At 72.2% G+C, this 23,480-nt stretch carries 20 protein-coding genes and 1 riboswitch; of the genes, 11 read left to right on the top strand and 9 right to left on the bottom strand.

What is annotated here, in order from left to right; genetic code table 11:
• The first annotated feature begins 71 nt into the window (after nucleotides 1-71).
• Genes CFP66_RS14660 through CFP66_RS14650 form a run of 3 tightly spaced genes read left to right on the top strand, consistent with a single transcriptional unit; the run spans nucleotide 72 to nucleotide 1,921 of the window.
• On the top strand, nucleotides 72-515 hold the full coding sequence (locus CFP66_RS14660; protein WP_094924170.1) for a VOC family protein: 444 nt from the start codon (nucleotides 72-74) through the stop codon (nucleotides 513-515).
• Between the two features lie 27 nt (nucleotides 516-542).
• Entirely contained in the window at nucleotides 543-1,472 is a 930-nt protein-coding gene (locus CFP66_RS14655) for a pyridoxamine 5'-phosphate oxidase family protein (protein WP_094924167.1), read from the top strand.
• Nucleotides 1,469-1,921, top strand: a complete 453-nt coding sequence (locus tag CFP66_RS14650; RefSeq protein WP_094924165.1) for a nuclear transport factor 2 family protein — start codon at nucleotides 1,469-1,471, stop codon at nucleotides 1,919-1,921. The genes CFP66_RS14655 and CFP66_RS14650 overlap by 4 nt, the downstream gene beginning before the upstream one ends.
• A 9-nt stretch (nucleotides 1,922-1,930) precedes the next feature.
• Here CFP66_RS14650 and yjfF read toward each other — a convergent pair whose 3' ends face one another.
• From yjfF to CFP66_RS14630, 4 genes are read right to left on the bottom strand one after another with little or no spacing between them, the layout of a single operon-like run.
• Nucleotides 1,931-2,932, bottom strand: a complete 1,002-nt coding sequence (gene yjfF, locus CFP66_RS14645; protein WP_233159436.1) for a galactofuranose ABC transporter, permease protein YjfF — start codon at nucleotides 2,930-2,932, stop codon at nucleotides 1,931-1,933.
• Nucleotides 2,929-4,017: an ABC transporter permease gene (locus tag CFP66_RS14640; protein ID WP_094924162.1), complete on the bottom strand. Its 1,089-nt coding sequence runs from the start codon at nucleotides 4,015-4,017 to the stop codon at nucleotides 2,929-2,931. The genes yjfF and CFP66_RS14640 overlap by 4 nt, the downstream gene beginning before the upstream one ends.
• Nucleotides 4,010-5,530, bottom strand: coding sequence for a sugar ABC transporter ATP-binding protein (locus CFP66_RS14635; RefSeq protein ID WP_233159435.1), 1,521 nt, complete (start codon nucleotides 5,528-5,530; stop codon nucleotides 4,010-4,012). The genes CFP66_RS14640 and CFP66_RS14635 overlap by 8 nt, the downstream gene beginning before the upstream one ends.
• Nucleotides 5,530-6,531: an ABC transporter substrate-binding protein gene (locus CFP66_RS14630; protein ID WP_233159434.1), complete on the bottom strand. Its 1,002-nt coding sequence runs from the start codon at nucleotides 6,529-6,531 to the stop codon at nucleotides 5,530-5,532. Before CFP66_RS14630 ends, CFP66_RS14635 begins: the two co-directional genes overlap by 1 nt.
• Nucleotides 6,532-6,704: 173 nt before the next feature.
• Between CFP66_RS14630 and CFP66_RS14625 the strand changes: the two genes are divergently transcribed.
• Nucleotides 6,705-6,950: a hypothetical protein gene (locus CFP66_RS14625; protein WP_143517264.1), complete on the top strand. Its 246-nt coding sequence runs from the start codon at nucleotides 6,705-6,707 to the stop codon at nucleotides 6,948-6,950.
• 19 nt (nucleotides 6,951-6,969) lie between these two features.
• Here CFP66_RS14625 and metH read toward each other — a convergent pair whose 3' ends face one another.
• Nucleotides 6,970-10,575 carry a methionine synthase gene (gene metH, locus CFP66_RS14620; RefSeq protein ID WP_094924157.1) on the bottom strand — a complete coding sequence of 1,202 codons (3,606 nt, stop codon included), beginning with the start codon at nucleotides 10,573-10,575 and terminating at the stop codon, nucleotides 6,970-6,972.
• Between the two features lie 20 nt (nucleotides 10,576-10,595).
• Nucleotides 10,596-10,672, bottom strand: a riboswitch (S-adenosyl-L-homocysteine riboswitch).
• A 194-nt stretch (nucleotides 10,673-10,866) separates the two neighbouring features.
• Between metH and CFP66_RS14615 the strand changes: the two genes are divergently transcribed.
• The 4 genes from CFP66_RS14615 to CFP66_RS14600 are packed head-to-tail and all read left to right on the top strand — an operon-like array spanning nucleotide 10,867 to nucleotide 14,261.
• Nucleotides 10,867-11,850, top strand: a complete 984-nt coding sequence (locus CFP66_RS14615) for an ABC transporter substrate-binding protein (RefSeq protein WP_094924154.1) — start codon at nucleotides 10,867-10,869, stop codon at nucleotides 11,848-11,850.
• Between the two features lies 1 nt (nucleotide 11,851).
• On the top strand, nucleotides 11,852-12,619 hold the full coding sequence (locus tag CFP66_RS14610; RefSeq protein ID WP_094924152.1) for an ABC transporter permease: 768 nt from the start codon (nucleotides 11,852-11,854) through the stop codon (nucleotides 12,617-12,619).
• On the top strand, nucleotides 12,616-13,440 hold the full coding sequence (locus CFP66_RS14605) for an ABC transporter permease (protein ID WP_233159433.1): 825 nt from the start codon (nucleotides 12,616-12,618) through the stop codon (nucleotides 13,438-13,440). The genes CFP66_RS14610 and CFP66_RS14605 overlap by 4 nt, the downstream gene beginning before the upstream one ends.
• Before the next feature lie 20 nt (nucleotides 13,441-13,460).
• Nucleotides 13,461-14,261, top strand: coding sequence for an ABC transporter ATP-binding protein (locus CFP66_RS14600; RefSeq protein ID WP_094924736.1), 801 nt, complete (start codon nucleotides 13,461-13,463; stop codon nucleotides 14,259-14,261).
• On the opposite strand, the gene CFP66_RS14595 is transcribed toward CFP66_RS14600, so the two are convergent.
• Together CFP66_RS14595 and CFP66_RS14590 are read right to left on the bottom strand one after the other, a co-directional pair.
• Nucleotides 14,203-14,688 (bottom strand): hypothetical protein, encoded by a 486-nt coding sequence (locus CFP66_RS14595; protein ID WP_094924149.1) that lies wholly within the window; start codon nucleotides 14,686-14,688, stop codon nucleotides 14,203-14,205. The genes CFP66_RS14600 and CFP66_RS14595 overlap by 59 nt on opposite strands.
• Nucleotides 14,685-17,186 (bottom strand): molybdopterin oxidoreductase family protein, encoded by a 2,502-nt coding sequence (locus CFP66_RS14590; protein WP_094924146.1) that lies wholly within the window; start codon nucleotides 17,184-17,186, stop codon nucleotides 14,685-14,687. The genes CFP66_RS14595 and CFP66_RS14590 overlap by 4 nt, the downstream gene beginning before the upstream one ends.
• 213 nt (nucleotides 17,187-17,399) lie before the next feature.
• Here CFP66_RS14590 and fucP point away from each other — a divergent pair, with 213 nt between their 5' ends.
• Both fucP and CFP66_RS14580 read left to right on the top strand, forming a co-directional pair.
• Entirely contained in the window at nucleotides 17,400-18,749 is a 1,350-nt protein-coding gene (fucP, locus tag CFP66_RS14585; RefSeq protein ID WP_233159432.1) for an L-fucose:H+ symporter permease, read from the top strand.
• Nucleotides 18,750-18,795: 46 nt separating this feature from the next.
• On the top strand, nucleotides 18,796-19,668 hold the full coding sequence (locus CFP66_RS14580) for a ketopantoate reductase family protein (RefSeq protein WP_198961451.1): 873 nt from the start codon (nucleotides 18,796-18,798) through the stop codon (nucleotides 19,666-19,668).
• Here the strand turns inward: CFP66_RS14580 and CFP66_RS14575 are convergent.
• Both CFP66_RS14575 and CFP66_RS14570 read right to left on the bottom strand, forming a co-directional pair.
• Nucleotides 19,652-20,920, bottom strand: coding sequence for an MFS transporter (locus tag CFP66_RS14575; protein ID WP_094924141.1), 1,269 nt, complete (start codon nucleotides 20,918-20,920; stop codon nucleotides 19,652-19,654). The genes CFP66_RS14580 and CFP66_RS14575 overlap by 17 nt on opposite strands.
• Nucleotides 20,921-20,946: 26 nt before the next feature.
• Nucleotides 20,947-22,407: an amidohydrolase family protein gene (locus tag CFP66_RS14570; RefSeq protein WP_094924139.1), complete on the bottom strand. Its 1,461-nt coding sequence runs from the start codon at nucleotides 22,405-22,407 to the stop codon at nucleotides 20,947-20,949.
• Nucleotides 22,408-22,601: 194 nt separating this feature from the next.
• Here CFP66_RS14570 and CFP66_RS14565 point away from each other — a divergent pair, with 194 nt between their 5' ends.
• Nucleotides 22,602-23,408 carry an IclR family transcriptional regulator C-terminal domain-containing protein gene (locus CFP66_RS14565; protein WP_094924137.1) on the top strand — a complete coding sequence of 269 codons (807 nt, stop codon included), beginning with the start codon at nucleotides 22,602-22,604 and terminating at the stop codon, nucleotides 23,406-23,408.
• The last annotated feature ends 72 nt before the right edge of the window (nucleotides 23,409-23,480 follow it).

Below are 23,480 nucleotides of genomic sequence, written 5' to 3'. Positions count from 1 at the left end.
AGGCACGCCGTGATCACATGCATCTAACGGCAAGGCGCCGTTCAAACATTAGATGCAGCACGGAGGCAGCCATGACCCTGAAGACCGGACACGTCGCCCTCAACGTCACCGATCTGTCCCGCTCGACCGCCTTCTACCGCACGGTCTTCGCGTTCGACGTCCTCGCCGAACGCGCGGACGGGGACCGCCGGTTCGCGCTGCTCGGCCGGGACGGCGTTCTCGTGGTCGCCCTCTGGGAGCAGAGCGCGGGCAGCTTCGCCGCCGACCTCCCCGGCCTGCACCACCTGTCGTTCGAGGTGGCCGACATCGACGCCGTGCGCCGCGCGGAGACGATCCTGCGCGGCCTGGACGTGGAGTTCGCCTACGACGGGATCGTCCCGCACGGCGAGGGCGCCTCCTCCGGCGGCGTGTTCTTCGCCGACCCCGACGGCATCCGGCTCGAGATCTACGCGCCGACCGGCGCCGACGTCGCGCCCGCACCCACTCCGGGTGCTCCGACCTGCGGATTCTTCTGATCAGCCGACGAGGACGAGGAGGACGTCATGGAGCACCAAGGTGAACGGTCCGTGCAGCGGCGGACCGGTTTCCCGGACCGGCCGTGGGGATCGGCCCGCGTCGACGCCACCGTGCCTCGGGTCGCCGCCGACTTCCTGGACCGGCAGCGGCTGGTCGTGATCGGCGCCGCGACCCCGGACGGGGCGGTCTGGGCCGGACCGGTGACCGGCGACCAGGGGTTCGCCACCGTCCTCGACGAGCGGACGGTCGCGGTGCGGTGGTCCCCGAGGCCCGGCGACCCGCTGGCGGGGGTGTTCGAGGACGAGCACGACATCGGCATGATCGCGATCGAGCCTGCGAGCCGGCGCCGGATGCGGATCAACGGGCGCGCGCGCCAGGTGGCCGACCGGCTGGTCGTACGCACCGAGCAGGTGTACGCCAACTGCCCGAAGTACATCCAGGCGCGGTACATCCAGGCGCGCGACGTCGAGCCCGACCCGGCCGGCGGGGGCGCCGGCGCGGCCGCGGAGTCCGGCGCACTCTCGCCCGACCAGCGCGCCTGGATCGCCGCGGCGGACACGTTCTTCGTCGCCACCCGTGCTCCGGGCATGGGCGCCGACGCCTCGCACCGTGGCGGGAGCCCCGGGTTCGTGACCGTCACCGGCGAGGGGCGCCTCACCTGGCCCGACTACCTCGGCAACTCCATGTACATGACACTCGGCAACCTCGAGCTCGACCCGCACGCCGGGCTGCTGTTCCTCGACTGGCAGCGCGGCCGGTCCCTGCAGCTCACCGGCCGCGCGTCCGTCGACTGGGACCCGCAGCGCGCCGCAGGCGTGCCCGGCGCGCAGCGCCTCGTCGACTTCGAGGTCGACCGGGTCGTGCAGATCGACGGCGCCGTGCCGCTGCGCTGGACGCCACCCGAATACTCCCGGTTCAACCCCGGCCCGAACGACCAGCAGGAGGAATCCGCATGACCCGCCCACCCGTCCCGCCGTTCACCGCCGAGACCGCGCTGCGCAAGGTCCGCGCCGCCGAGGACGCCTGGAACACCCGCGACCCACAGCGCGTGGCGCTCGCCTACACACCCGATACGCAGTGGCGCAACCGCGACGTCTTCCTCACCGGCCGCGCCGAGGTCGTCGCCTTCCTCGAGCGCAAGTGGGCACGGGAGCTGGAGTACGCGCTGCGCAAGGACCTCTGGGCGTTCACCGAGGACCGCATCGCGGTGCGCTTCCAGTACGAGTGGCACGACGCCGGGGGCCGGTGGTGGCGCAGCTACGGCAACGAGCAGTGGGAGTTCGCCCCCGACGGGCTCATGCGCCGCCGGGAGGCGAGCATCAACGACGTGCCGATCGAGGTCACCGAACGGCGCATCCACGGGGCGCGCGCACCGGGCGAGGACGCGGCGCTCCCCCTCGCATGATCCGCGCGCTCAGGCGGCCGGCCCTCGTCGTGCCAGCACCCGCTGCAGCACCACGAACACCAGCAGCAGCAGGCCGATCACGATCCTCGACCACCACGAGCTGAGCGTGCCCTCGAACGACAGGATCGTCTGGATCGTGCCGAGGACGAGCACGCCGAGCACGGAGCCGAGCACGAACCCGGAGCCGCCGGTGAGCAGGGTGCCCCCGATGACGACGGCGGCGATGGCGTCGAGCTCCATGCCCACGGCGTGCAGGCTGTAGCCCGAGAGCATGTAGAAGGTGAACAGCAGCCCGGCGAGCGCCGAGCACGCTCCGCTGATCACGTAGACGCCCACCCTGGCCTGCGCCACCCGCAGCCCCATCAGCATCGCCGACCCCGCGCTGCCGCCGACGGCGTACACCGTGCGCCCGAACCGGGTCAGGTGCAGGACGTACACCGCTGCCGCCACCACGGCCAGCGCGACGAGGACGCTCGGGCTCACGAACAGCTCGTCGCCCAGCGGTATGGCGGTCTGCGCGACCGTGCGGAACAGCGGGTCGTCGATCGGGATCGACTCGAGGTCGATCACGTAGCACAGGCCGCGGGCCAGGAACATCCCGGCGAGCGTGACGATGAACGGCTGGATCTCGAGGTAGTGGATCACCGCGCCCATCGCGAGGCCGAAGACCGCACCGCCAGCCAGCACCAGCAGCATCACGACGAACGGGCCCAAGCCGGCGCGCAGCAGCGCCGCGGCCACCATCGTCGACAACGCCACGACCGAGCCGACGGACAGGTCGATGCCGCCGGTCAGGATCACGAACGTCATCCCGACGGCCAGCACCACCAGGAAGGAGTTGTCGATCAGCAGGTTGAGCAGCACCTGCCCGGAGGCGAAGGACTCGTAGCGCAGCCCTCCCCCGGCGAACATCAGCACGAACAGCGCGAACGTCACGACCACCGGCAGGAACCGCGTCGGCACGCGGCTCCCGGCGGCCGCGGAGCGGACGCGTTCGACGAGCGCGGTCACCGGCCACTCCCGGTTGTCTGGGAGGTATGGGGCGGGTCGGCAGCCGGGTCGGCTGTCCGGGCCGGGTCGGCGGGCACGGCGGGCGGCCCGACGTCCCCGGGACGGCGGCGCCGCCGCTGCAGCAGCGCCTGCACCTTCGGGGCCTGCGCCAGGAACACGAGGATCACGACCGCCGCCTTGAACACCAGCGAGACCTCCGGCGGGATGCCGACCGAGTAGATGGTGGTGGTCAGCGTCTGGATGGTGAGCGCGCCGAGCAGGGTGCCGGCGATCGAGTAGCGCCCGCCGGCCAGCGACGTGCCGCCGATGACGACGGCGAGGATCGCGTCCAGTTCCAGCCAGAGCCCCGCGTTGTTGGCGTCGGCGGCGTTCACGTTCGAGCTGATCATCAGCCCGGCCACGGCGGCGCAGAGCGCGGCGAACACGTAGACCGTCCACACGATGCTGCGCGACCGGATCCCGGCGAGCCTGCCGGCCTCGGGGTTGATGCCCACCGCCTCGACGAGCGTGCCCAGCGCGGTGCGCCGGGTCACGAGCGCCACCAGCGCGTACACCGCGGCCGCCATGATCACGGTCAGCGGCACCGCGAGCAGGGAGCTGCCGCTGATGCCGGAGAAGAACGCGTTGTTGACGGTGATGATCTGCCCGTCCGTGACGAGCTGGCCGAGCCCGCGGCCCGCCGTCATCAGCACGAGCGTCGCGATGATCGGCTGGATGCCCAGGTGCGCGACGAGGAACCCGTTCCACGCCCCGAGCGCCACGGCCAGCCCGAGGGCGAGGCCGATCCCGGTGAGCGCGGTCGCCGGGCTCGCCGGGTCGGCGCTGCTCGCGATCCACGTGCAGGTCACCGCCCCGGAGATGGCCACGACCGCCCCGACGGACAGGTCGATGCCGCGGGTGGCGATCACCAGGGTCATGCCGAGCGCCACCAGCGCCAGCGGGGCGCCGTTGTGCAGGATGTCGATCACGCTGCCGTAGAGCCTGCCGTCCTGCAGTCGCACGGCGAAGAAGCTCGGCGTGACGGCCAGGTTGAGCAGCAGCAGGGCGACGAGCGGCCAGATCGGCTTGCGCAGGAGTTCACGCACGGGTGCCCCCGCCGGTCGCGATCAGCTCCATGACCCGGTCCACCGCCACGTCCTCCCCGGCGAGCTCGGCCACCGCCCTGCGGTCGCGCAGCACCAGGACGCGGTCCGACAGGCGCACCACCTCGTCCAGCTCGGCGGAGATGAAGACGACCGCCGTACCCTGGCGCGCCTGCTCGGCCACCAGGGACTGGATCTGCGCCTTGGCGCCGACGTCGATGCCGCGGGTGGGCTCGTCGAGGATCAGCAGGCGTGGCTGCATGATCAGCCAGCGGGCCAGCAGCACCTTCTGCTGGTTGCCGCCCGAGAGGTTGCCCAGCAGGGCGTCCGGGTCGGCGGGGCGGATGTCGAGCAGCTCGATCCAGCGCCGGGCGAGCTCGTACTGGCGCCGCCGGGGGATCCGGCGCATCCAGCCCCGCGACGCCTGCATCGCCAGCACGATGTTGGCCCGCACCGACAGGTCCCCGACCACCCCTTCGGCCTTGCGGTCCTCGGAACTGAACGCGATGCCCGCGTCGATCGCCGCCCGCGGGCTCCGGATCCGCACGCTCCGGCCGGCCACGGTGATCTCCCCGCTGTCGGCGTGGTCGGCCCCGAACAGCAGCCGGGCGAGCTCGGTGCGCCCGGAGCCGAGCAGCCCGGCCAGACCGACGACCTCGCCCGCCCGCACCGCGAGGTCCACCGGCTCCACGGCGCCGCGACGGCCGAGCCCGGACGCCGCGAGCACCGCGGGCTGGTCGTCGGCGGCGGGTTCGGCAGGCGCGCGGTCCAGCCGCTCGAGCACCTCCAGCTCGCGCCCGACCATCGCCGACACCAGCTGCATCCGCGACAGCTCCGCCGTGCGGTACTCCCCGACCAGCCGACCGTTGCGCAGCACCGTCATCCGGTCGGAGATCTCGAAGACCTGCTCGATGAAGTGCGAGACGAACAGGATCGCGACGCCCGAGTCGCGCAGCCGGCGGATCACCCGGAACAGCTCCGCCACCTCGTCCGCGTCCAGGCTGGACGTCGGCTCGTCGAGCACCAGCACCCGCGCGTCCACCTCGACGGCCCTGGCGATCGCCACCAGCTGCTGCATGGCGATCGGGTGCGCACCCAGTGCCGAGGACGGGTCGAGGTCGAGGTGCAACGTGCCCAGCACCTCGACCGCCCGCCTGCGCATGCCGCGCCAGTCGATGCGGCCCATCCGGCGCGGCTCCCGGCCCAGGAGCAGGTTCTCCGCCACGGTGAGGTTGGGGCAGAGGTTGACCTCCTGGTAGACGGTGCTGATGCCGGCCGCCTGCGCGGCGGCGGGCCCGCCGAAGGCGGCGGGCTCGCCGTGCACCCGGATCTCCCCCGCGTCGACGGTGTGCACCCCCGTGAGTGCCTTGATCAGCGTGGACTTGCCGGCGCCGTTCTCGCCCATCAGGGCGTGCACCTCGCCGGGGTGCAACCGCAGGTCCACCGACGCCAGGGCCTGCACCGGCCCGAACGCCACGGAGATCCCGGACATCTCCACCAGGGGTGTGCGGTCCATCAGTACTGGCGGGTCGGGAGTGCGGCCTTGGCCGACTCGCCGTCGAACGTCGTCTCCTCGGTGACGACCCGCGCCGGCACCTCCTCGCCCGCGGCGACCTTCTTCGCGAGGTCCATCAGCTGCGGGCCGAGCAGCGGGTTGCACTCCACGATGAAGTTGATCTTCCCGTCGGCCAGCGCCTGCATTCCGTCCTTGACGGCGTCGACCGTGATGATCTTGATGTCCGTGCCGGGCACCTTGCCGGCCGCCTCGATCGCCTCGATGGCACCCAGACCCATGTCGTCGTTGTGGGCGTACAGGACGTCGATGTCCGGGTGGGACTTCAGGAAGGCCTCCATCACCTGGCGGCCGCCGGAGCGGGTGAAGTCGCCAGTCTGCGATGCGATCACCGTCAGGTTCGGGTCCTGCGCGATCGTCTCCGCGAAGCCCTCCTGACGGTCGATGGCCGGCGCGGAGCCGGTGGTGCCCTGCAGCTCGACGATGTTGACCGGCTCGGTGGCGCCCGCGGACTCCTCGAGCAGCCACTGGCCGGCCTTGCGGCCCTCCTCGATGAAGTCCGACCCGAGGAAGGTCTTGTACAGCGTCGTGTCGGTCGAGTCGACGGCCCGGTCGGTGAGGATCACCGGGATGTTCGCGCGTTTGGCCTCCATCAGCACGGTGTCCCAGCCGGACTCGACCACCGGGCTGAACGCGATCACGTCGACGCGCTGCTGGATGAAGGACCGGATCGCCTTGATCTGGTTCTCCTGCTTCTGCTGGGCGTCGGAGAACTGCAGTTCGACGCCGGCGGCCGCCGCGGACTCCTGCACGGAGGTCGTGTTCGCCGTCCGCCAGCCGCTCTCCGCCCCGACCTGGGCGAAGCCCATCGTGAGCGGCTCCCCGCCCCCGGCGGGTGCCTCGCCGCCGTCGCCGCCCCCGCCGCCACAGGCGGCCAGCACGAGCGCCACCGCGCCCGCGGCGATCAGCTTCCGGAGTGCGGGCAACGTCTTCGTTGTGCGCACAGCGCCTCCCGTGTTCGATTGCGGGACGATGTGATGCACGTCCCACCGGCGGACACTGTGAGCGCTAACATGGCCCGGCGTCAAGGGACTTCGGCATCAAGCCGATAACGCTCGCCGGCACGCGGAGGGCGGCTCGATGGCAGAGCGTGTACGCCATCCGGTTGAATGCACTCGTGCGGCATAACCCCGCCGAGGACGACGAGCCGACCGGTCGACTCCCGGTCGGTACCGAGGGCTGGACAGCGGCGCCCGCGCCACTGGACGACCTCGAGCCCGGTCTCTGGGACTCCGGCGGCCCCGGGAGCGCCTCGGCCGCCGACCGCGGGTGCCTGTGCCCGATGCTGCCCAACGACCCCCGCGCAGGCCTGGGCCTGCTCATCGCCCCGGACTGCCCACTGCACCGGCAGCTGCTCGACTGACGTCGGACGCGGCTACGAGCTAGCTCAGGTTGGGCCGGAGCCAGTTCTCGACCTCGGCGAGCGGGAGGCCCCTGCGCTCCGCGTAGTCCCGCGCCTGGTCATCGCCGATCCGCCCGACCGTGAAGTAGCGCGACGCCGGGTTGGCGAAGATCACGCCGCTGACACTGGCGGGCGGCGTCATGGCGTAGGACGACGTCAGGCCCATGCCGATGCTCTCGGCGTCGAGCAGTTCGAACAGCTCGCGCTTGAGGCTGTGGTCCGGGCTCGCCGGGTAGCCGAGCGCGGGCCGGATCCCCCGGAACCGCTCGGCGTGCAGGTCCTCGAGCGCCGGCTCGGCACCCGGCTCGAACCAGGCACGCCGGGCCTCCAGGTGGATGTACTCGGCGAACGCCTCGGCGAGCCGGTCCGCGAGCGCCTTCACCATGATCGCCCGGTAGTCGTCGTGCTCGGCCTCGTACCGCGCGGCGAGCTCGTCGGCCCCGTGCACCGACACCGCGAACCCGCCCAGGTGATCGCCTGCGGGCGCGACGTAGTCGGCGAGGCTGCGGTTGGCCCGGCCCTCCGGCTTGACGGTCTGCTGGCGCAGCATGGGGAAGCGAACCCCGTCACCGGTCGCGAGGATGATGTCCTCGCCGTCGCTGTGCGCGGGCCAGAACCCGTAGGTCCCGCGGGCGGTGAGCGAGCCGGCGGCCACGATCTCGTCGAGCAGCCGGTTCCCGTCGTCGAACAGCTCACGGGCCACCGGCTGGTCGAGGATCGCCGGGTACTTGCCCTTGAGCTCCCACGCCAGGAAGAAGAACTGCCAGTCGATGAGCGGCCGCAGCTCGTCGAGGCTCGGCGCGACGGTGCGGGTGCCGGTGAACGCGGGCACCGGCAGGTCGTCGAACGCCACCGGCTCGCGGTTGGCGCGGGCCGCGGCGAGCGACAGCAACGGGCGCTGCTGGCGGCCGGCGTGCTGCACGCGCAGCCGCTCCTGCTCCTCGCGGTTGCCGACGTCCAGCAACTCGGCGCGTTCGGGGTCCAGCAGCTGTGCGACCACCCCGGTGACCCGGGACGCGTCCAGCACGTGCACGGTGGAGGCGTCGTAGGCGGGCGCGATCCGGACCGCGGTGTGCTGGCGCGACGTGGTGGCCCCGCCGATCAGCAGCGGCAGCTTCAGCCCGCGGCGCTGCATCTCCTGCGCCACCGCCACCATCTCGTCGAGCGACGGGGTGATCAGCCCGGAGAGCCCGACGACGTCGGCGCCCTCGGCCACGGCGGTGTCCAGCACGACGTTGGCCGGCACCATCACCCCGAGGTCGACCACCTCGTAGTTGTTGCAGGCGAGCACGACCCCGACGATGTTCTTGCCGATGTCGTGCACGTCGCCCTTGACGGTGGCCAGCACGACCTTGCCCTGGCCGCGGTCCTCCTCCACGCGCCCCTCGAGCCGGGCCTGCTCCTTCTCCGCCTCCATGTACGGCTCCAGGTAGGCCACCGAGCGCTTCATCACCCGCGCGCTCTTCACCACCTGCGGAAGGAACATCTTGCCGGCGCCGAACAGGTCGCCGACCACCTTCATCCCGTCCATCAGGGGACCCTCGATCACGTCGAGCGGCCGGGCTGCCTGCGCGCGCGCCTCCTCGGTGTCGGCCTCGACGAAGTCGACGATGCCGTGCACCAGCGCGTGCGACAACCGCTGCTCGACCGGCGCGTCGCGCCAGGACAGGTCGACGACGCGCTGCGTCCCGGAACCGGACACCGTGCCTGCGAACGTGACCAGCCGGTCGGTGGCGTCCTCGCGCCGGTCGAAGAGCACGTCCTCGACGAGTTCCAGCAGCTCGGCGGGGATGTCCTCGTAGACGGCGAGCTGCCCCGCGTTGACGATGCCCATGTCCAGGCCGACCTTGATGGCGTGGAACAGGAACGCCGAGTGGATCGCTTCGCGCACGACGTCGTTGCCGCGGAAGGCGAACGACAGGTTGGAGATGCCACCCGAGACGTGCACGCCCGGGCAGTTCTGCTTGATCAGCGGCAGCGCGTCGAGGAAGGCTTTCGCGTAGCCGTTGTGCTCGGACATGCCGGTGGCGACCGCGAGCACGTTGGGGTCGAAGACGATGTCCTCGGGCGGGAACCCGATCTCTTCGGTGAGCAGGCGGTACGCGCGGGTGCAGATCGCGACCTTGCGCTCGGCGGTGTCGGCCTGCCCCTTCTCGTCGAACGCCATGACGACGACGCCTGCCCCGTAGCCGCGGATGTGCCGGGCCTGGTCGAGGAAGGGCTGTTCGCCCTCCTTGAGGCTGATCGAGTTGACGATCCCCTTGCCCTGCACGCACTTCAGCCCGGCCTGGAGCACACTCCACCGCGAGCTGTCGATCATGATCGGTACCCGGGCGACCTCCGGCTCGGTGGCGATCAGGTTGAGGAACGTGGTCATCTCCTGCTCGCTCTCGAGCAGGTCGGCGTCCATGTTGACGTCGATGACGTTGGCCCCACCGCGGACCTGCTCCAGCGCGACGTCCACGGCGGCCTGGTGGTCGCCCGACTCGATGAGCCGTCGGAACCGCTTGGAGCCGGTGACGTTGGTGCGCTCGCCGATCATCAGGAACCCGGTGTCCGCGCCGAGGGTCAACGGCTCGAGGCCGCTGAACCGGGACGTCCTGGGCGGCGCCGCGACCTCGCGCGGGGCCAGCCCGGAGACCGCGGAGGCGAGCCGCGCGATGTGGTCGGGACCGGTGCCGCAGCACCCGCCCACGACGTTGACCAGGCCGGAGTCGGCGAACTCGCGAAGCAGCTCCGCGGTCTGCTCGGGGGTCTGGTCGTAGCCGCCGAACGCGTTGGGCAGGCCGGCGTTGGGGTGGCAGGCCACGTAGGTGTCGGCGAAACGGGCCAGCTCCGCGACGTGGGGGCGCATCTCCGCAGCACCGAGGGAGCAGTTCACGCCGACGACGAGCGGCGCGGCGTGGCGGACGGAGCTCCAGAACGCTTCGACGGTCTGCCCGGACAACGTGCGGCCGGACAGGTCGACGATGGTCACCGAGATCCACAGCGGCAGGTGCGGCGCGACCTCCTGGGCCGCCGCGACGGCGGCCTTCGCGTTGAGCGTGTCGAAGATCGTCTCGATGAGCAGCAGGTCGACACCGCCCTCGGCGAGCCCGGCGATCTGCTCGGCGTAGCTCGCGCGCACGTCGTCGAAGGACACGGCCCGGTAGGCCGGGTCGTTCACCTGCGGCGAGAGCGAGAGCGTGACGTTGAGCGGCCCGACCGACCCAGCCACGAACCGGCCGCCGGCCTCGTCGGCGGCTTGGCGGGCCAGCTGCGCGCCTCGCACGTTCATCTCGCGCACCGCGGCCTGCATGCCGTAGTCGGCCTGGCCGATCGAGGTGGCCGTGAAGGTGTTCGTGGTGGTGATGTCCGCGCCGGCGGCGAAGTAGCGCCGGTGCCCGTCGAGCACGATGTCGGGGCGGGTCAGGTTGAGCAGGTCCGGGTCGCCGGTGAGGTCGTGGGAGTGGTCGGCGAACCGCTCGCTCCGGTAGTCGGCGGGTGTGAGCCCGGCGTCCTGCAGCATCGTGCCCCACGCGCCGTCGAGCACGGCGATGCGCTGGTCGAACAGCTGCGCAAGCGCCTCCGCACGATGTCCTGACATATCTCTGCACCCGCCCTCCGGAATCGGAGGCGCCCTTGGTGCAGATCAGCCGGGTCGAGCGTGGCGGACATCGTCCGTCGCAGCGCCTCTCGACCCGCCCCCGGAGCGTACCGGGTGGCGATGAGGACGGGACACACGCCGCTGGGGCGTCGGTGTGACCGGGTTCACGTCGAGCGGCCTTCTCGTGTACGGTCTGCGCCACGGCCAGCAGTGTCGACGTGGGGGAAGGCTGCTGATGTCCGCAATTCTGTGTGGTTGCCCAGGGGCCGCCGATTCCGGCGGGTGCCGGAAATGACCATTCGTTCGTGGCTGCGTGCGGCCGCCGTTCCCACCGCCCTGGTCGTCATCGCCGGTTGCGGAGCGCTGGGGGGCGAGCAGGCGCCGGAACCGGGCGCGGACGGGGCGCCCGCGCCGGCAGCCATCACCGTCTCGATCATGCCGACCACCGATCTCGCCCCGTTCCACCTGGCGGTGCAGAACGGCTACTTCGCGGCCGAGGGGCTGCAGGTCGAGACGGTCACCGCCCCGAGCGGGCAGGCCTCGCTGTCCACGCTGATCGGCGGGGACGTCGACATCGCCTACAGCAGCTACACCCCGTTCTTCGTGGCGCAGGACAAGAAGGCCGCCGATCTGCGGTTCGTCGCCGCGGCATCGTCCGCCGCCCCGCAGACCACGATGATCGTGGCGATGCCGGGCTCCGCGGTGCGCGGCGTGGCCGATCTCGCGGGCAAGCGGATCGCGGTGACCGCCACGAACACGATCTCCGACGTGCTCGTCAAGACGGCCATGCGGCAGAACGGCGTCGACCCGGGCGGGGTCGAGTGGATCAGCATCCCGTTCCCGGACACGGCGGCCGCCCTGGAGCGCGGCGACGTGGACGCCGCGTTCCTCACCGAACCGTTCATCACGCTGGCGGCGCGCGACGTGGGCGCGGTGCCGATCGTCGACACGGCCACCGGCGTCGCCGCGGACCTGCCCACCGCCGGGTACGCCGCGCTCGAGGAGTTCACGACCACGAACCCGGAGACGGTCGCATCGTTCCAGCGCGCCCTGGAGCGGGCCACGGCCGAGGCACGCGACCGCAGCCTGGTGGAGCCGCTGCTCGTGCAGCACTCGGGCATCGACGCCGAGGTCGCGTCGACCACGGCACTGCTCACCTTCCACTCCGCGATCGACCCCGCGCAGCTGCAGCGGGTGGCGGACCTGCTGGCCGACAACGGCGTGACCACGCAGCGGGTGGACGTCGCCGCGATGGTCGCGCCGGCGCCGTCCTGACGTGCCGCGGGCGGTCCGCGGCCTTCTCGGGCTGCTGGCGTTCGGGCTGATCTGGGAGGTCGCGGTGGCCGTCGGGCTGCTGCCGGCGCGGTTCCTCCCCCCGCCGAGCGTCGTGCTTGCCGGGGTCGTGGAGCTGTTCACCCGCGAGGCGTTCCTCCGTGACGTCGTCGCCACGGTGCTGGCGTGGGCGATCGCGTTGGGGCTGGCCGTCGCCGTTGCGGTGCCCGCGGGGCTGGTGCTGGGCACCCTCCCGGGAGTGCGGGCGGCGAGCCGCGTCCTCGTCGAGTTCCTGCGCCCCATCCCGTCGGTCGCCCTGATCCCGCTGGTCGTGCTGCTGGTCGGTGGCGGCCCCGAAGCCAAGATCACCTTGGCTGTCTACGCCGCCGCGTGGCCGATCCTCTACAACACGATCTACGCCGTGGGCGCGATGGACCCCGTCCTGCGCGACACCGCCCGCACGTGCGGCGCGGGCCCGGTCGCCACGATGCTGGGCGTGGCGCTGCCGCACGCGGCGCCGTTCGTCTTCACCGGCGTGCGGATGGCCGCCGCGATCGCGTTGATCGTGGTGGTGAGCACCGAGTTCCTCGCCGGGGCGAGCCGCGGTATCGGCAACGTCGTGCTCACCACCAGCAGCGGCGCCGGCCGCGTCGACCTCGTCCTCGCGGCCACGCTCGTCGCCGGCACCGTCGGCATCCTGATCAACCAGGCGCTGGAGCGGCTCGGCGAGCGGCTGTTCGGCTGGAGCACCGTCGGAACGGATGCGGTGTGAGGCCGCTGCACGGCTGGCCGGTGGTGGTGGCCGCGCTCGTACTGGGCGAGCTCGGCACGCGCGTGGCCGCTCACCCGTTCTTCCCGCCGCCGAGCACCGTGCTCGGGACCGCCGCGCAGCTCTGGCTGACCGGTCCGCCGACCCGCGCCTTCCTCGCCGACCCGGTGTTCGACGACGTGCTCCCGAGCCTGGCGCGGGCGCTCGGAGGTTGGGGGATCGCCGCCGTGCTCGGCGTGGCGTGCGGCGTCCTGCTCGGCCGCTCCCGCACCGCGCTGGACTACGTCGGACCGTTGTTCGCGTTCGCCCGCGCGATCCCGCCGCCGACGCTGATCCCGGTCTTCCTGGTGCTGTTCGGCATCGGCACGCGCATGCAGCTGGCCACGATCGTCTTCGCCACCGTCTGGCCGATCCTGCTCAACACCGTCGACGGGGTGCGCTCGCTCGACCGCGTCCAGGTGGACACGGCACGGTCGCTGCGGACGCCGCGCGCGTGGTGGCTCGGCATGGTCGTGCTGCCCGCCGCACTACCGAAGATCTTCGCCGGGCTGCGGCTGAGCCTGTCGCTCGCCGTGATCCTCATGGTGGTGTCCGAGCTGGTCGGCGCGGCGAACGGGATCGGCTACGAGCTGCTGCTCGCCCAGCGCCAGTTCGACTTCCCGCTGATGTGGGCCTGGATCGGCCTGCTCGGCGTGCTCGGCTACGGGCTCAACGCGCTGCTGCTCGCCGTCGAGCGGCGCGCCCTGCACTGGACGGCCCTGCACACGACGGCACAGCGCTCGACGGCACAGCACGGGACGGCACAGCACGGGACGCGGCGGTGAGCGGCGTGCCGGGAGCGCCCGTGCTGGACGTGCGCCACCTGCGCCACACCTTCGGCGCCGGCCCGGACGCGCACGCGGCGCTCGACGACCTGTCGTTCTCCGTCGCCGCGGGCGAGCTCGCCTGCGTCGTCGGTCCGTCCGGTTGCGGGAAGTCGACGGTGCTGCGCGCCATCGCCGGGCTGCTCGCGCCGGGAAGCGGTGACGTCCTGTTGCACGGCAGTCCGGTGCGCGGGGTGCCTGCCGACCTGGCGTTCGTCTTCCAGGACTACAGCCGCTCGCTGTTCCCCTGGCTCACCGTGGCGCGCAACGTCGAGTTCCCGCTGCGGTGGAGGTGCGCCCGCGCCGAGCGCCGGGACCGGGCCCAGCGGGAGCTGGAGCGGGTCGGGCTGCCCGACGTGGGGGCGCGCTACCCGTGGCAGCTCTCCGGGGGCATGCAGCAGCGCGTGGCGATCGCGCGGGCCCTCGCCACCGAACCGGCCCTGCTGCTGATGGACGAGCCGTTCGCCTCGGTCGACGCGCAGACGCGGTTCGAGCTGGAGGACCTGCTCCGGCGCGTGCAGCGCGAGCGCGGCACCACGGTCCTGCTGGTCACGCACGACATCGACGAGAGTGTGTACCTGGCCGACCGGGTTCTCGTGCTCACCCCGGCGCCCGCCCGGCTGCTGGCCGACCTGCCGGTCGGGCTGCCCGAGCAGCGCGATCAGATCGCCACCCGCGAGTCGCCGGCCTTCGTCGCCCTGCGGGCCGAGGTGGCGCGGCTGCTCAGGACGCGATCACCTGGGGCGAGGTCACCTTCAGGTGGGCGTTCGCCCACCGCATGACGCGCAGGGTCTGCGGGTGGCAGGCCTGGGCGAGGTCCAGCAGGTCCCGCTTCCTCATCGCCTGCGCCGCCTGCGCCAGCAGCTCCCAGTCCAGCGATACGCCCGCCGCCTTGCGGTGCACGCGGCGCAGGTCGGCCAGCAGGAGCAGCCCGGTCTCGGGGCGCTTGCGCAGCGCCGTACCCGCGCGCTGGGCGAGGTCGGCGAGCGGCGCCACGTCCCAGCGCGGTTCCGGGTTCAACCGCACGCCGTGCTGGTGGCCGACCTCGGCGAGGCGCCGGACGTGGATCTTCGACCACCCCGCGATGTCGCGGGCGACGTGGAAGATCTCCTGGTCGGCGGGGTGCCGGTCGGCGACGGCGAGCAGGTCGCGCCCCAGCGAGGTCTCCGAGCGGTGCAGTTCGCGCAGCACCAGTGGCAGTTTGCTCATGACGTCGCTCCCCCCGTGCGGGCCGGTTCCGGTCGTTGCTCCTCGGCGCGGCCGTCCGGGCCGCCGCGGGTCGGCGGAACGCCTTCCGTGACAGGGCGCGGCGCCCCGATGGTCGGTGCCGGGGACGGGCCGCTGCCGGCGGCCACGCGGGTCAACCGCGCCGCGGCCGACTTGAAGAGGGGCTGCTTGGAGACCGGATCCCAATCGGTGATCGTGAGCTCGTTGGCGGCACGACCCCCGTTCTCGTCGGGGCCGGAGCCGCTCGAATCCCAGTAGCCGTAGTGGAACGGGACGAACAGCACGCCGTCCCGGATCCCGCTGATCCGCACCGTCGCGCGGATCGCGCCGCGTGGCGTGGCGACCTCGGCGAGGTCGCCCTCGGCCACCCCGAGCCGCCGCGCGTCGGTCGCCGAGCACTCCACCCACACCTCGGGCGCGGCGGCCTGCAGCTGCGGGGCACGGCCGGTCTTGGTCCGGGTGTGGAAGTGGTAGATCGTCCGGCCGGTGATCAGCACGAACGGGTGCTCCGGACCTGGCCGCTCGTGCGGTGGCAGGTATTCGGCCGCCTTGAGGATCGCGCGCGCGTCCGGGTTGAGCGCCCGGTACTCGGTCTCCTCCAGTGGCGCCCCGGTGACCATGTCGCGGCCGTAGCTCTCGCAGTGGTCCGGTGCGCTCCAGAACTTCCCGTCGACGTAGAGCCGCTCGGTGCCGTCGGGGTGCTCGGCGTCGCAGGGCCACTGGATACCCGACGCGGCGCTGCGCAGTGCGGCGTGGCTCAGGCCGGTGTAGTCGCACGGGCGGGTGTCGGTCGAGGCCGCCCACGCGGCGAACGCCGACTCGGCGTCGCGCCACTGCGGGAACGGCCGGCCGTCGGAGTCGCGGAAGTCCATCCGGCGGGCGAAGTCGAGGAAGATGTCGAGGTCCGAGCGCGCCTCGCCGGGCGGGTCGACGGCCTTCTCCGACAGGTGCACGGTGCGGTCGGCGTTGGTGAAGCAGCCCGTCTTCTCCCCCCACGTGGCGGCAGGCAGCACGACGTCGGCCAGTTGCGCGGTCTCGGACAGGAAGATGTCCTGAACCACGAGGAACAGCCGCTCCTGCGACAGGATGTCGCGGATGCGCGTGAGGTCGGGCAGCGACACCGCGGGGTTGGTGCCGCTCACCCAGAGCATGCCGATGCTGCCCTCCTCCGCGTAGCGCACCATCTGCATCGTGTGCGTGGGCGGGGCCATGTGCGGGATCTGCAGCGGGTCGAGGTTCCAGTGCCGCGCGAGGTCGGCGACGTGGGTGTCGTTGTTCCAGTTGCGGAACCCGGACATGTCGCCGTCGGCGCCGCACTCGCGCGTGTTCTCGGCCGTGGGCTGGCCGTTCATCTGCAGGATCCCGCAGCCGGGCCGGCCGAGCATCCCGCGCACCAGGTTGACGTTGTTGACCTGGACGCCGGCCGCCGAGGCCTGGTGGGACTGGTAGAAGCCCTGCAGCACGGTCGAGAGCAGCCGCTGCGCCCGACCGAGCACCCGGGCCGCCGCACGGATCTCCTCGGCACCGATCCGGCAGATGCGCCCGACCGCCTCCGGCGGGTAGTCGGCCACCTGCATCTGGAGCTCGGCGAACCCGACGGTGTGCGCGTCGACGTACTCGCGGTCGACCCACCCGTTGCGGATGATCTCGTGCAGCAGCCCGTTCATCAGCGCGACGTTCGTACCGGGCAGTGGCGCCAGGTGCACACCACCGCTCTCCCGCGCCGCGCGGGCGACCTCGGTGTCGCGCGGGTCGACACACACGATCTTCGGCGGGTCCTCGCCTGCCAGCCGGTCCAGCATGCGCATCCAGAGCACCGGCTGGGTCTCGGCCGCGTTGTGCCCGTACAGCGCGATCACATCGGCGTGGTCGACGTCGGTGTAGGAGCCGGGCTGCCCGTCGCAGGCGAACGTCTCCTTCAGCGCTGCCGCCGCCGTCGCGGTGCACAGGCGGGTGTTGCCGTCCATGTGGTTGGTGCCGATCGCGCCGTGCCCGATCGCGGCGAGCGTGTAGTACTCCTCGGCGAACAGCTGGCCCGTCGTGTAGAAGCCGATCGACGACGGCCCCCGCTCCGACAGCAGCCCCTTCGTCCGCTCCACGAGGTGTCCCATCGCGGTGTCCCAGTCCGTCTCGACGAGCTGCCCGTCGCGGCGCACCAGCGGGCGGGTCAGCCGGTCCGGCGAGGCGTTCGCCCGCCAGCCGAACAGGTCCTTCGGACCGAGCCGTCCGCGGTTGACCCGGTCGTCGGCCCGGCCCCGCACGCCGACGATCCGCCCGTCGCGCACGGCGATGTCCATCGCATCGCCGTTGGAGTGCAGCAGCGACGCCGTCCGCACCCAGCGCTGCACGTCCTGTTCGGCGACGCCCTCGGCGAGGTGCTGGTCCACCCGGACCGGCCAGCTCCCACCCGCCGGATAGGGCGTGCGGCTCCCCCACGGCTCGCCGATCGCGTCCCTGCCGGCACCCGGTTCCCGTCGCATGATCCGCGCATACCCGTCCGAGGGCGGTGGGACTCGCGCCGTTCCCGCTCCGTGATGTCGAGCGCCGGAAAGGGCGGTGTGCCACCTCGACGAGCGGCGCACCGAGCGCGGGGGTTTCCATGCGTCCGAGCCGCAGCACCGCGGGTGGGTATCGTCGCGCCCCGGCGCCGGTGCCCCGCGGCGCCAGGACCGACGAGTACGGAGGGTGTCGCGGTGCTGATCCCGCTCAAGGCCAGGGAGACCGGGGACGGATACCTGGATCGCACACCGATCCTCCAGTTCGTCCTGCTGTCGCTGCTGTTCCCGATGTGGGGCGCCGCAGCAGGCCTGAACGACATCCTGATCCCCCAGTTCAAGGCGGTCTTCGGGATCTCGGACGCGGCCGCGGCGTTCGTCCAGAGCGCGTTCTACGGCGGTTACTTCCTGATCGCCATCCCGGCCTCGCGCATCATCAAGCGCACGTCCTACAAGGCCGGTGTGCTCACCGGCCTGGTCTTCTACATCGCCGGCTGCTCGCTCTTCTTCCCGGCATCGCACGTCGCGACGTACACGGTGTTCCTGGCCGCGATCTTCGCCGTGGCCGTCGGGCTCAGCTTCCTCGAGACCTCGGCGAACACGTACTCCTCGATGATGGGCCCACGGCGCCATGCCACCCTGCGGCTCAACATCAGCCAGACCTTCACCCCGCTGGGCAACCTCACGGGGGTGCTCCTGGGCAAGTTCCTGATCTTCGACAACGCCGGGCAGATCGAGGAACGGCTCGACCAGGTCCAGGGCGCCGAGCGCGAGGCGCTGGCCGAGCAACTGCTCGGGCAGACGCTGCTGCCCTACGTCTACATCCTGGTCGTCCTGGTGGTGCTGCTGGTCCTGTTCATGATCACCACGTACCCGCGGTGCCGGCCCGCCGAGAAGCAGGACGCCGAGGAGCAGGCCGGCATCCGGGAGACACTCGGTTACCTCGCCCGGATCCCTCAGTACTGGAAGGGGATCGCCGCCCAGTTCCTCTACGTCGGCCTGCAGACCACGGTCTGGTCGTTCACGATCCGCCTCGCCGTGGAGAACACCCCCGGCCTCACCGAGTACGACGCGGCGAACTACATGATCTTCGGGTTCGCCTGCTTCTTCCTCGGCAAGTTCCCCGCCAACCTGCTGATGCGCAGGTACCAGCCCTCCACGGTGCTCATCGGCTACAGCATCCTCGGCGCGCTGGTCCTCCTGTTCGTCGCCTTCGGCCCCGCTCACCTGGCCGTGTGGGCGGTCCCCGCGACCAGCCTGCTGATGGGGCCGTGCTGGCCCACCATCTTCGGCAGCACGCTCGACACGATCGACGACAAGCGCCACCAGGAGACCGGCGGCGCGATCCTGGTGATGGCGATCGTGGGTGGCGCGGTCGTCCCGGTCGTCCAGGGATTCGTCTCCGACACCGTCGGCTCGCTGCAACGATCGTTCGTGGTCAGCGCGATCTGCTTCGTGCTGATCCTGCTCTACTTCGTCGACCAGCGCCGCCGCGGCATCTCCGACGTCCCGCCCGGCGATGAGCGGGGAGAGCACCCCACCCGGTAGTTCCGCCGCCTGCGATCATGGCGGGACCATCGTGGGAGGAGCAGGCGTGGCGGACAAGGTCGCGGTACTGGGGGCAGGCGCGGTCGGCGGGATGCTGGGCGTGCTGCTCGCCGAGGCGGGCCACGAGGTGACGCTGCTGGCGTCGGACCGCACCAGCACCGCGATCAACCTGGACGGCCTGCGCCTGCGCAGCGGCCGGTTCGGCGAGCACCACGCGCGGGTACCGGCGCGGCCGTGGCTCACCGCCCCCGTCGACGTCCTGTTCGTCGCCGTGAAGGCGCCCGACCTGCTCGCCGCGCTGGGCCGGGTGGCGCCTGCCCTGGTGCACGGCGCGGTCGTGGCACCGCTGCTGAACGGCGTCGACCACGTCCCGCTGCTGCGCGCGGCGTTCCCGGGCGCCACCGTCGTGCCGATGACGGTGTCGGTCGAGGCCACCCGGGTGGCCCCGGGCGTGATCGAGCACGTGTCGCCGTTCGTCGACTACGCGCTCTGCGGTGCCCACGCCGACAGCGCCCCCGGCCCGCTCCTGCGCAGCGCGGGCCTCGACGTCGACGTCTCCGCGCCGGACGAGGCCACGCTCCTGTGGCGCAAGCTGTCGTTCCTCGCCCCGCTCGCGCTGCTCACGACGCACGCCCGCGACGCGCTCGGGCCGGCCCGCGACGCCCGTCCCGACCTGCTCGACGCGCTGGTGGACGAGGCCGCTGCTGCGGCGGCCGCGGGCGGTGCCGCCGTCGACCCGCAGGGGGTGCGGGAGCGGCTGCGCGGGCTGCCGGCCGGCATGCGGTCCTCGATGCTCAAGGACGCCGTCGCGGGGGCGACCCTCGAGCTGGACGCCATCGCCGGCCCGATCCTGCGGGCCGCGCCGGACGGCGCACCGGTCACGCGCGAAGTCGTCGCCGCGATCAGCCGCGCGGCCTGAGCCGGGCGCGCACCGCCGGGGGCAGCAGCATCCGCCGCGGGTCGACCAGGGCCAGCGCCGCGAGACCCACCACCGGGAGCAGGGTGAGCTGCACCAGCCCGGCGCCCGACCAGCCCAGACCCGCGACGAGGCGGGCGAAGAGCAGCCCGGACACCGCGGCGGCGACGTAGTAGGTCAGGGTGAACAGCCCGGCGCCGCGCCCGACGTGCTCGGGCCGCACCGAGCGCTGCAGCACCGTGGTGCAGTTGGTGAACAGCACACCGCTGGCGAACATGCCGATCAGGAAGGCGAGCACGTACTGGGCGAGCACCCCGGTGGCCACCTGGTAGGCGAGCAACGCGGTGAGCGAGGTGCCGGCGAAGCCGACGGCCATGAGGATCCGCTGGTCCACGCGGTCGGCCAGCCAGCCGACGGGCAGCGCGGTCATCGCGCCGAACCCGATCAGGGACGCCGCGAGCGCCGCCTGCCCGGCGTCGAACGCGAGCTCCTCGCGCAGGAACGTCGGGTAGAGGCCGAGGAAGCCGTAGAAGACCAGGCCCGACACCGCCGAGGTGGTGCCGAACGCCAGCGTGTTGCGGTTGTACGGGCTGGCGGGCACGTGGTCGAAGTCGCCCGCTCCGGCGGCCGCGGCGCGACCGGCGACGGCCTCACTCATCGTGCGCGGCACCGTCACCAGGATGACCGCGGCCATGACCAGACCGAGGACGCCGAACAGGTAGAAAGGGGCGCGCCAGGTGCCGCCGGCGGCGGCCAGCGCCTGCCCGATGACCGGGCCGAGGAAGACCCCCAGCCCGAACGCGAGGCCGATGAACCCGGCGGCAAGCGCCCTGCGGTGGAAGAAGAACGCCCCGATGATCGCGTAGATGGCGGTGGCCTGCACGCCCTCGCCGACGCCGGACACGAGCCGGTAGACGGCCATGTCGGCGAAGCCCGCCGCCAGCGGGATGGCACTCGTCCCGAGCGAGTACACGACGACGCTGACGACCACGATCGTGCGCCGGGACATCCGGTCCAGCAGGTATCCCGCCGGGATTCCGGTGAGGGCGAGCCCGAGGGTGAAGCCGGTGGCGAGCAGGCCGGACTGGTCGAGGGAGAAGGCGTACTCCTCCCGGATCTCGGGCAGGAGCGGGTAGAAGACCTGCCGGTCCATCGCGTTGAGCAGGTACGACAGGCACAGGACGGCGAAGCCGATCCCGATCGCCGCCGTGGACGCCTGCTTCTCCCGACCTCCGGACACGGTGCGCTGCACCATCGATGCTCCTGGCGATGACTCGGCCGTCAGTGCCCGCGGGTGCTGGCGCTGTGGTAATCGGTGTAGGTGTAGGGGTTGTCGAGGATCGAGGTCTGCGGGACGTCGGGGTTCATCCCCTTCTCCCAGGCCTCCTCACCGAGCGTTGCGCGCAGGTGCTCGACGGTCCGCCCGACCGCGCGGCGCGCCGCGTCCAGGTCGATCCCCACGAGGCGGTGCTCGTGCTTCACGACCCGGCCGCCGACCAGCACGGTGTGCACGTCGCCGCGCTGGGCCTGGAACGCCACGTGGCCGTGCGGGTGCAGCAACGGCGTCATCACCGGCGAGTGCTCGTTCTTGATCAGCACGATGTCGGCCTTCTTGCCCTGCTCGATGCTGCCCAGCTGCGCCTCCCGGCCCAGGGCGCGGGCACCGCCGCGGGTGGCCCACTCGACCACCTGCTCGGCCCGCAGCGCGGCGTGGGTGACGGTCTCGCCCTTCGCGTGCGCCTCCAGGTGCTCGCGCGAGCGGTCGGCGCCCAGCGTGGCGCGCATCGCGGAGAACAGGTCACCGCTCCACCAGACCGAGGTGTCCATCGACAGCGAGACCGGGATGCCGTGCGCGCGCAGGGCCCACGTGGGCGGGTAGCCCTGCCCCGCGCTCTGCTCGCTCTCGGTCGACACCGACACGGTGCCCCCGGTGGCGGCGATGCGGTGGTAGGAGTCGGCCGAGAGCGACGCGCCGTGCACGTAGACCGTCTCCGGCGTCATGAACCCGTGCTCGTGCATGAGCCGGATCCCGTCGTCGCCGGTGGCGCCCCAGACGCCGGCATGCGTGGTCACCGGCACGCCGAGCTCGCGCGCCACCTCGAACGCCGGCTCCTCCGGGAAGGCGGGGTCGCCGGTGACGTCGAAGGCGAGCTGGAAGCCCAGCATCTCGTCCCCGCGCCCGCCGCCCGGGATGCGGCGGGAGACGAAGTCGCGGAACCCGGGCGAGGCGGTCCAGCTCGCCGGTGCGTCCTGGATGTTGCCGTAGGCGAGGACGAACCGGCCCGGCACCGCCTCCAGCGCGTCGACCGCGGCGTCGGCGTGCTGGGGCGTCTGCAGGCCGTGCGACCAGTCCACGGTGGTGGTGACGCCGGCGTCGAGGGCCTCGATCGCCCCGAGCAGGTTGCCGGCGTACACGTCCTCGGGCCGGAAGACCTTTCCCCACTCGAGGTAGTACCAGACGAAGTACTGCGTGAGCGTCCAGTCGGCGCCGTAGCCGCGCATGGCCGTCTGCCACAGGTGCCGGTGCGTGTCGATCATCCCGGGCATGACGATCCCGCCGGTCGCGTCGATCTCGACCGTGCCCTCGGGCACCGTCAGACCGGGCCCGACGGCGGCGATGGTGTCCCCGATGACCAGCACGTCCTCGCCGGGCAGCACCCGGCGTGCGGCGTCGACGGTGAGGACCGTGCCACCGCGCAGGACCACGGGACGACCTACCGCGACCGTGTCGGGCTCACTCATCGCCTGAAACTCCCTCATTGGAGCGGACGTCCGTCCGCATGACGGTCGATCCCTGGGGGCGCAGCTTGCTGCAGGCTCGGAGCCACTGTCAATCCGCTCCTCGGAGGATCGTGAGCACCGGAGGGCTGCCGGTCTGTCCGCATCGCGGACACCGAGGCGTTACCCTCGGACGATCGGCACGTGAGGAGTGGTGGATGCCACGCGAAGGAACCGGCCCCGACTTCATCGAGGCGCTGGCCCGGGGGCTCGAGGTCATCGCCGCCTTCCCGCCGAACCGGCCGGCGATGACGCTGGCCGAGGTGGCCGCGGCCACGAACCTCGCCCGCCCGACCGCACGTCGGATCCTGCTGACGCTCGAGGAGCTCGGGTACGTGCGGGTCGTGGAACGCGGCTACTCGCTGACCCCGCGCGTGCTGGAACTCGGCGTCTCCTACGTGCGGTCGATGGGGCTGTGGGACGTGGCGAGGCCGCACCTGGAGCGCCTGGTCGCGCAGACGAACGAGTCGTGCTCGATCGCCCAGCTCGACGGGTCGGACATCGTCTACGTCGCCCGCGTATCCGTCCCGAAGATCGTCTCGCTCGCGGTGCAGATCGGCACCCGCTTCCCGGCCATGGCCACGTCGCTGGGGAAGGTGCAGCTCGCGGCGCTGCCCGCGGACGAGCTGGAGCGGGTGCTCGCCGAGCCCACGCGGTCCGGGCTGGTGCCGCGCTGGCAGCCCGACCGGGCCGAGCGCGAGGCCGCGCTGCGCGAGGTGCGCGCGCGGGGCTGGGCGCTCACCGACGAGCAGCTGGCGCTCGGCATCCGCTCCGTGGCCGCTCCCCTGCGCGACGGGTCCGGCCGGGTGGTCGCGGGGGTCAACGTCAACTGCCACGCCGCCGAGACCACCGTCGAGCGGCTGGTCGAGCACCACCTCCCGCTGCTGTTGCAGGCGGCAGGCGAGATCAGCGCCGACTTCGCGCGTCTGGCCGAGGTCCCGCACGTCACGGTGAGCGCCTCCTGAGCCCTTGACGCCCCTCGCATCCGCCAGAACAATCCAGCGCGTCGGACGAATGTCCGAGGACCGGACAGAGGT

Origin of the sequence: Pseudonocardia sp. MH-G8, from assembly GCF_002262885.1 — a bacterium.
Lineage (GTDB): Bacteria > Actinomycetota > Actinomycetes > Mycobacteriales > Pseudonocardiaceae > Pseudonocardia.
Note: the sequence above shows the minus strand (reverse complement) of the source record. Positions and strands in the feature narration are given on the sequence as shown.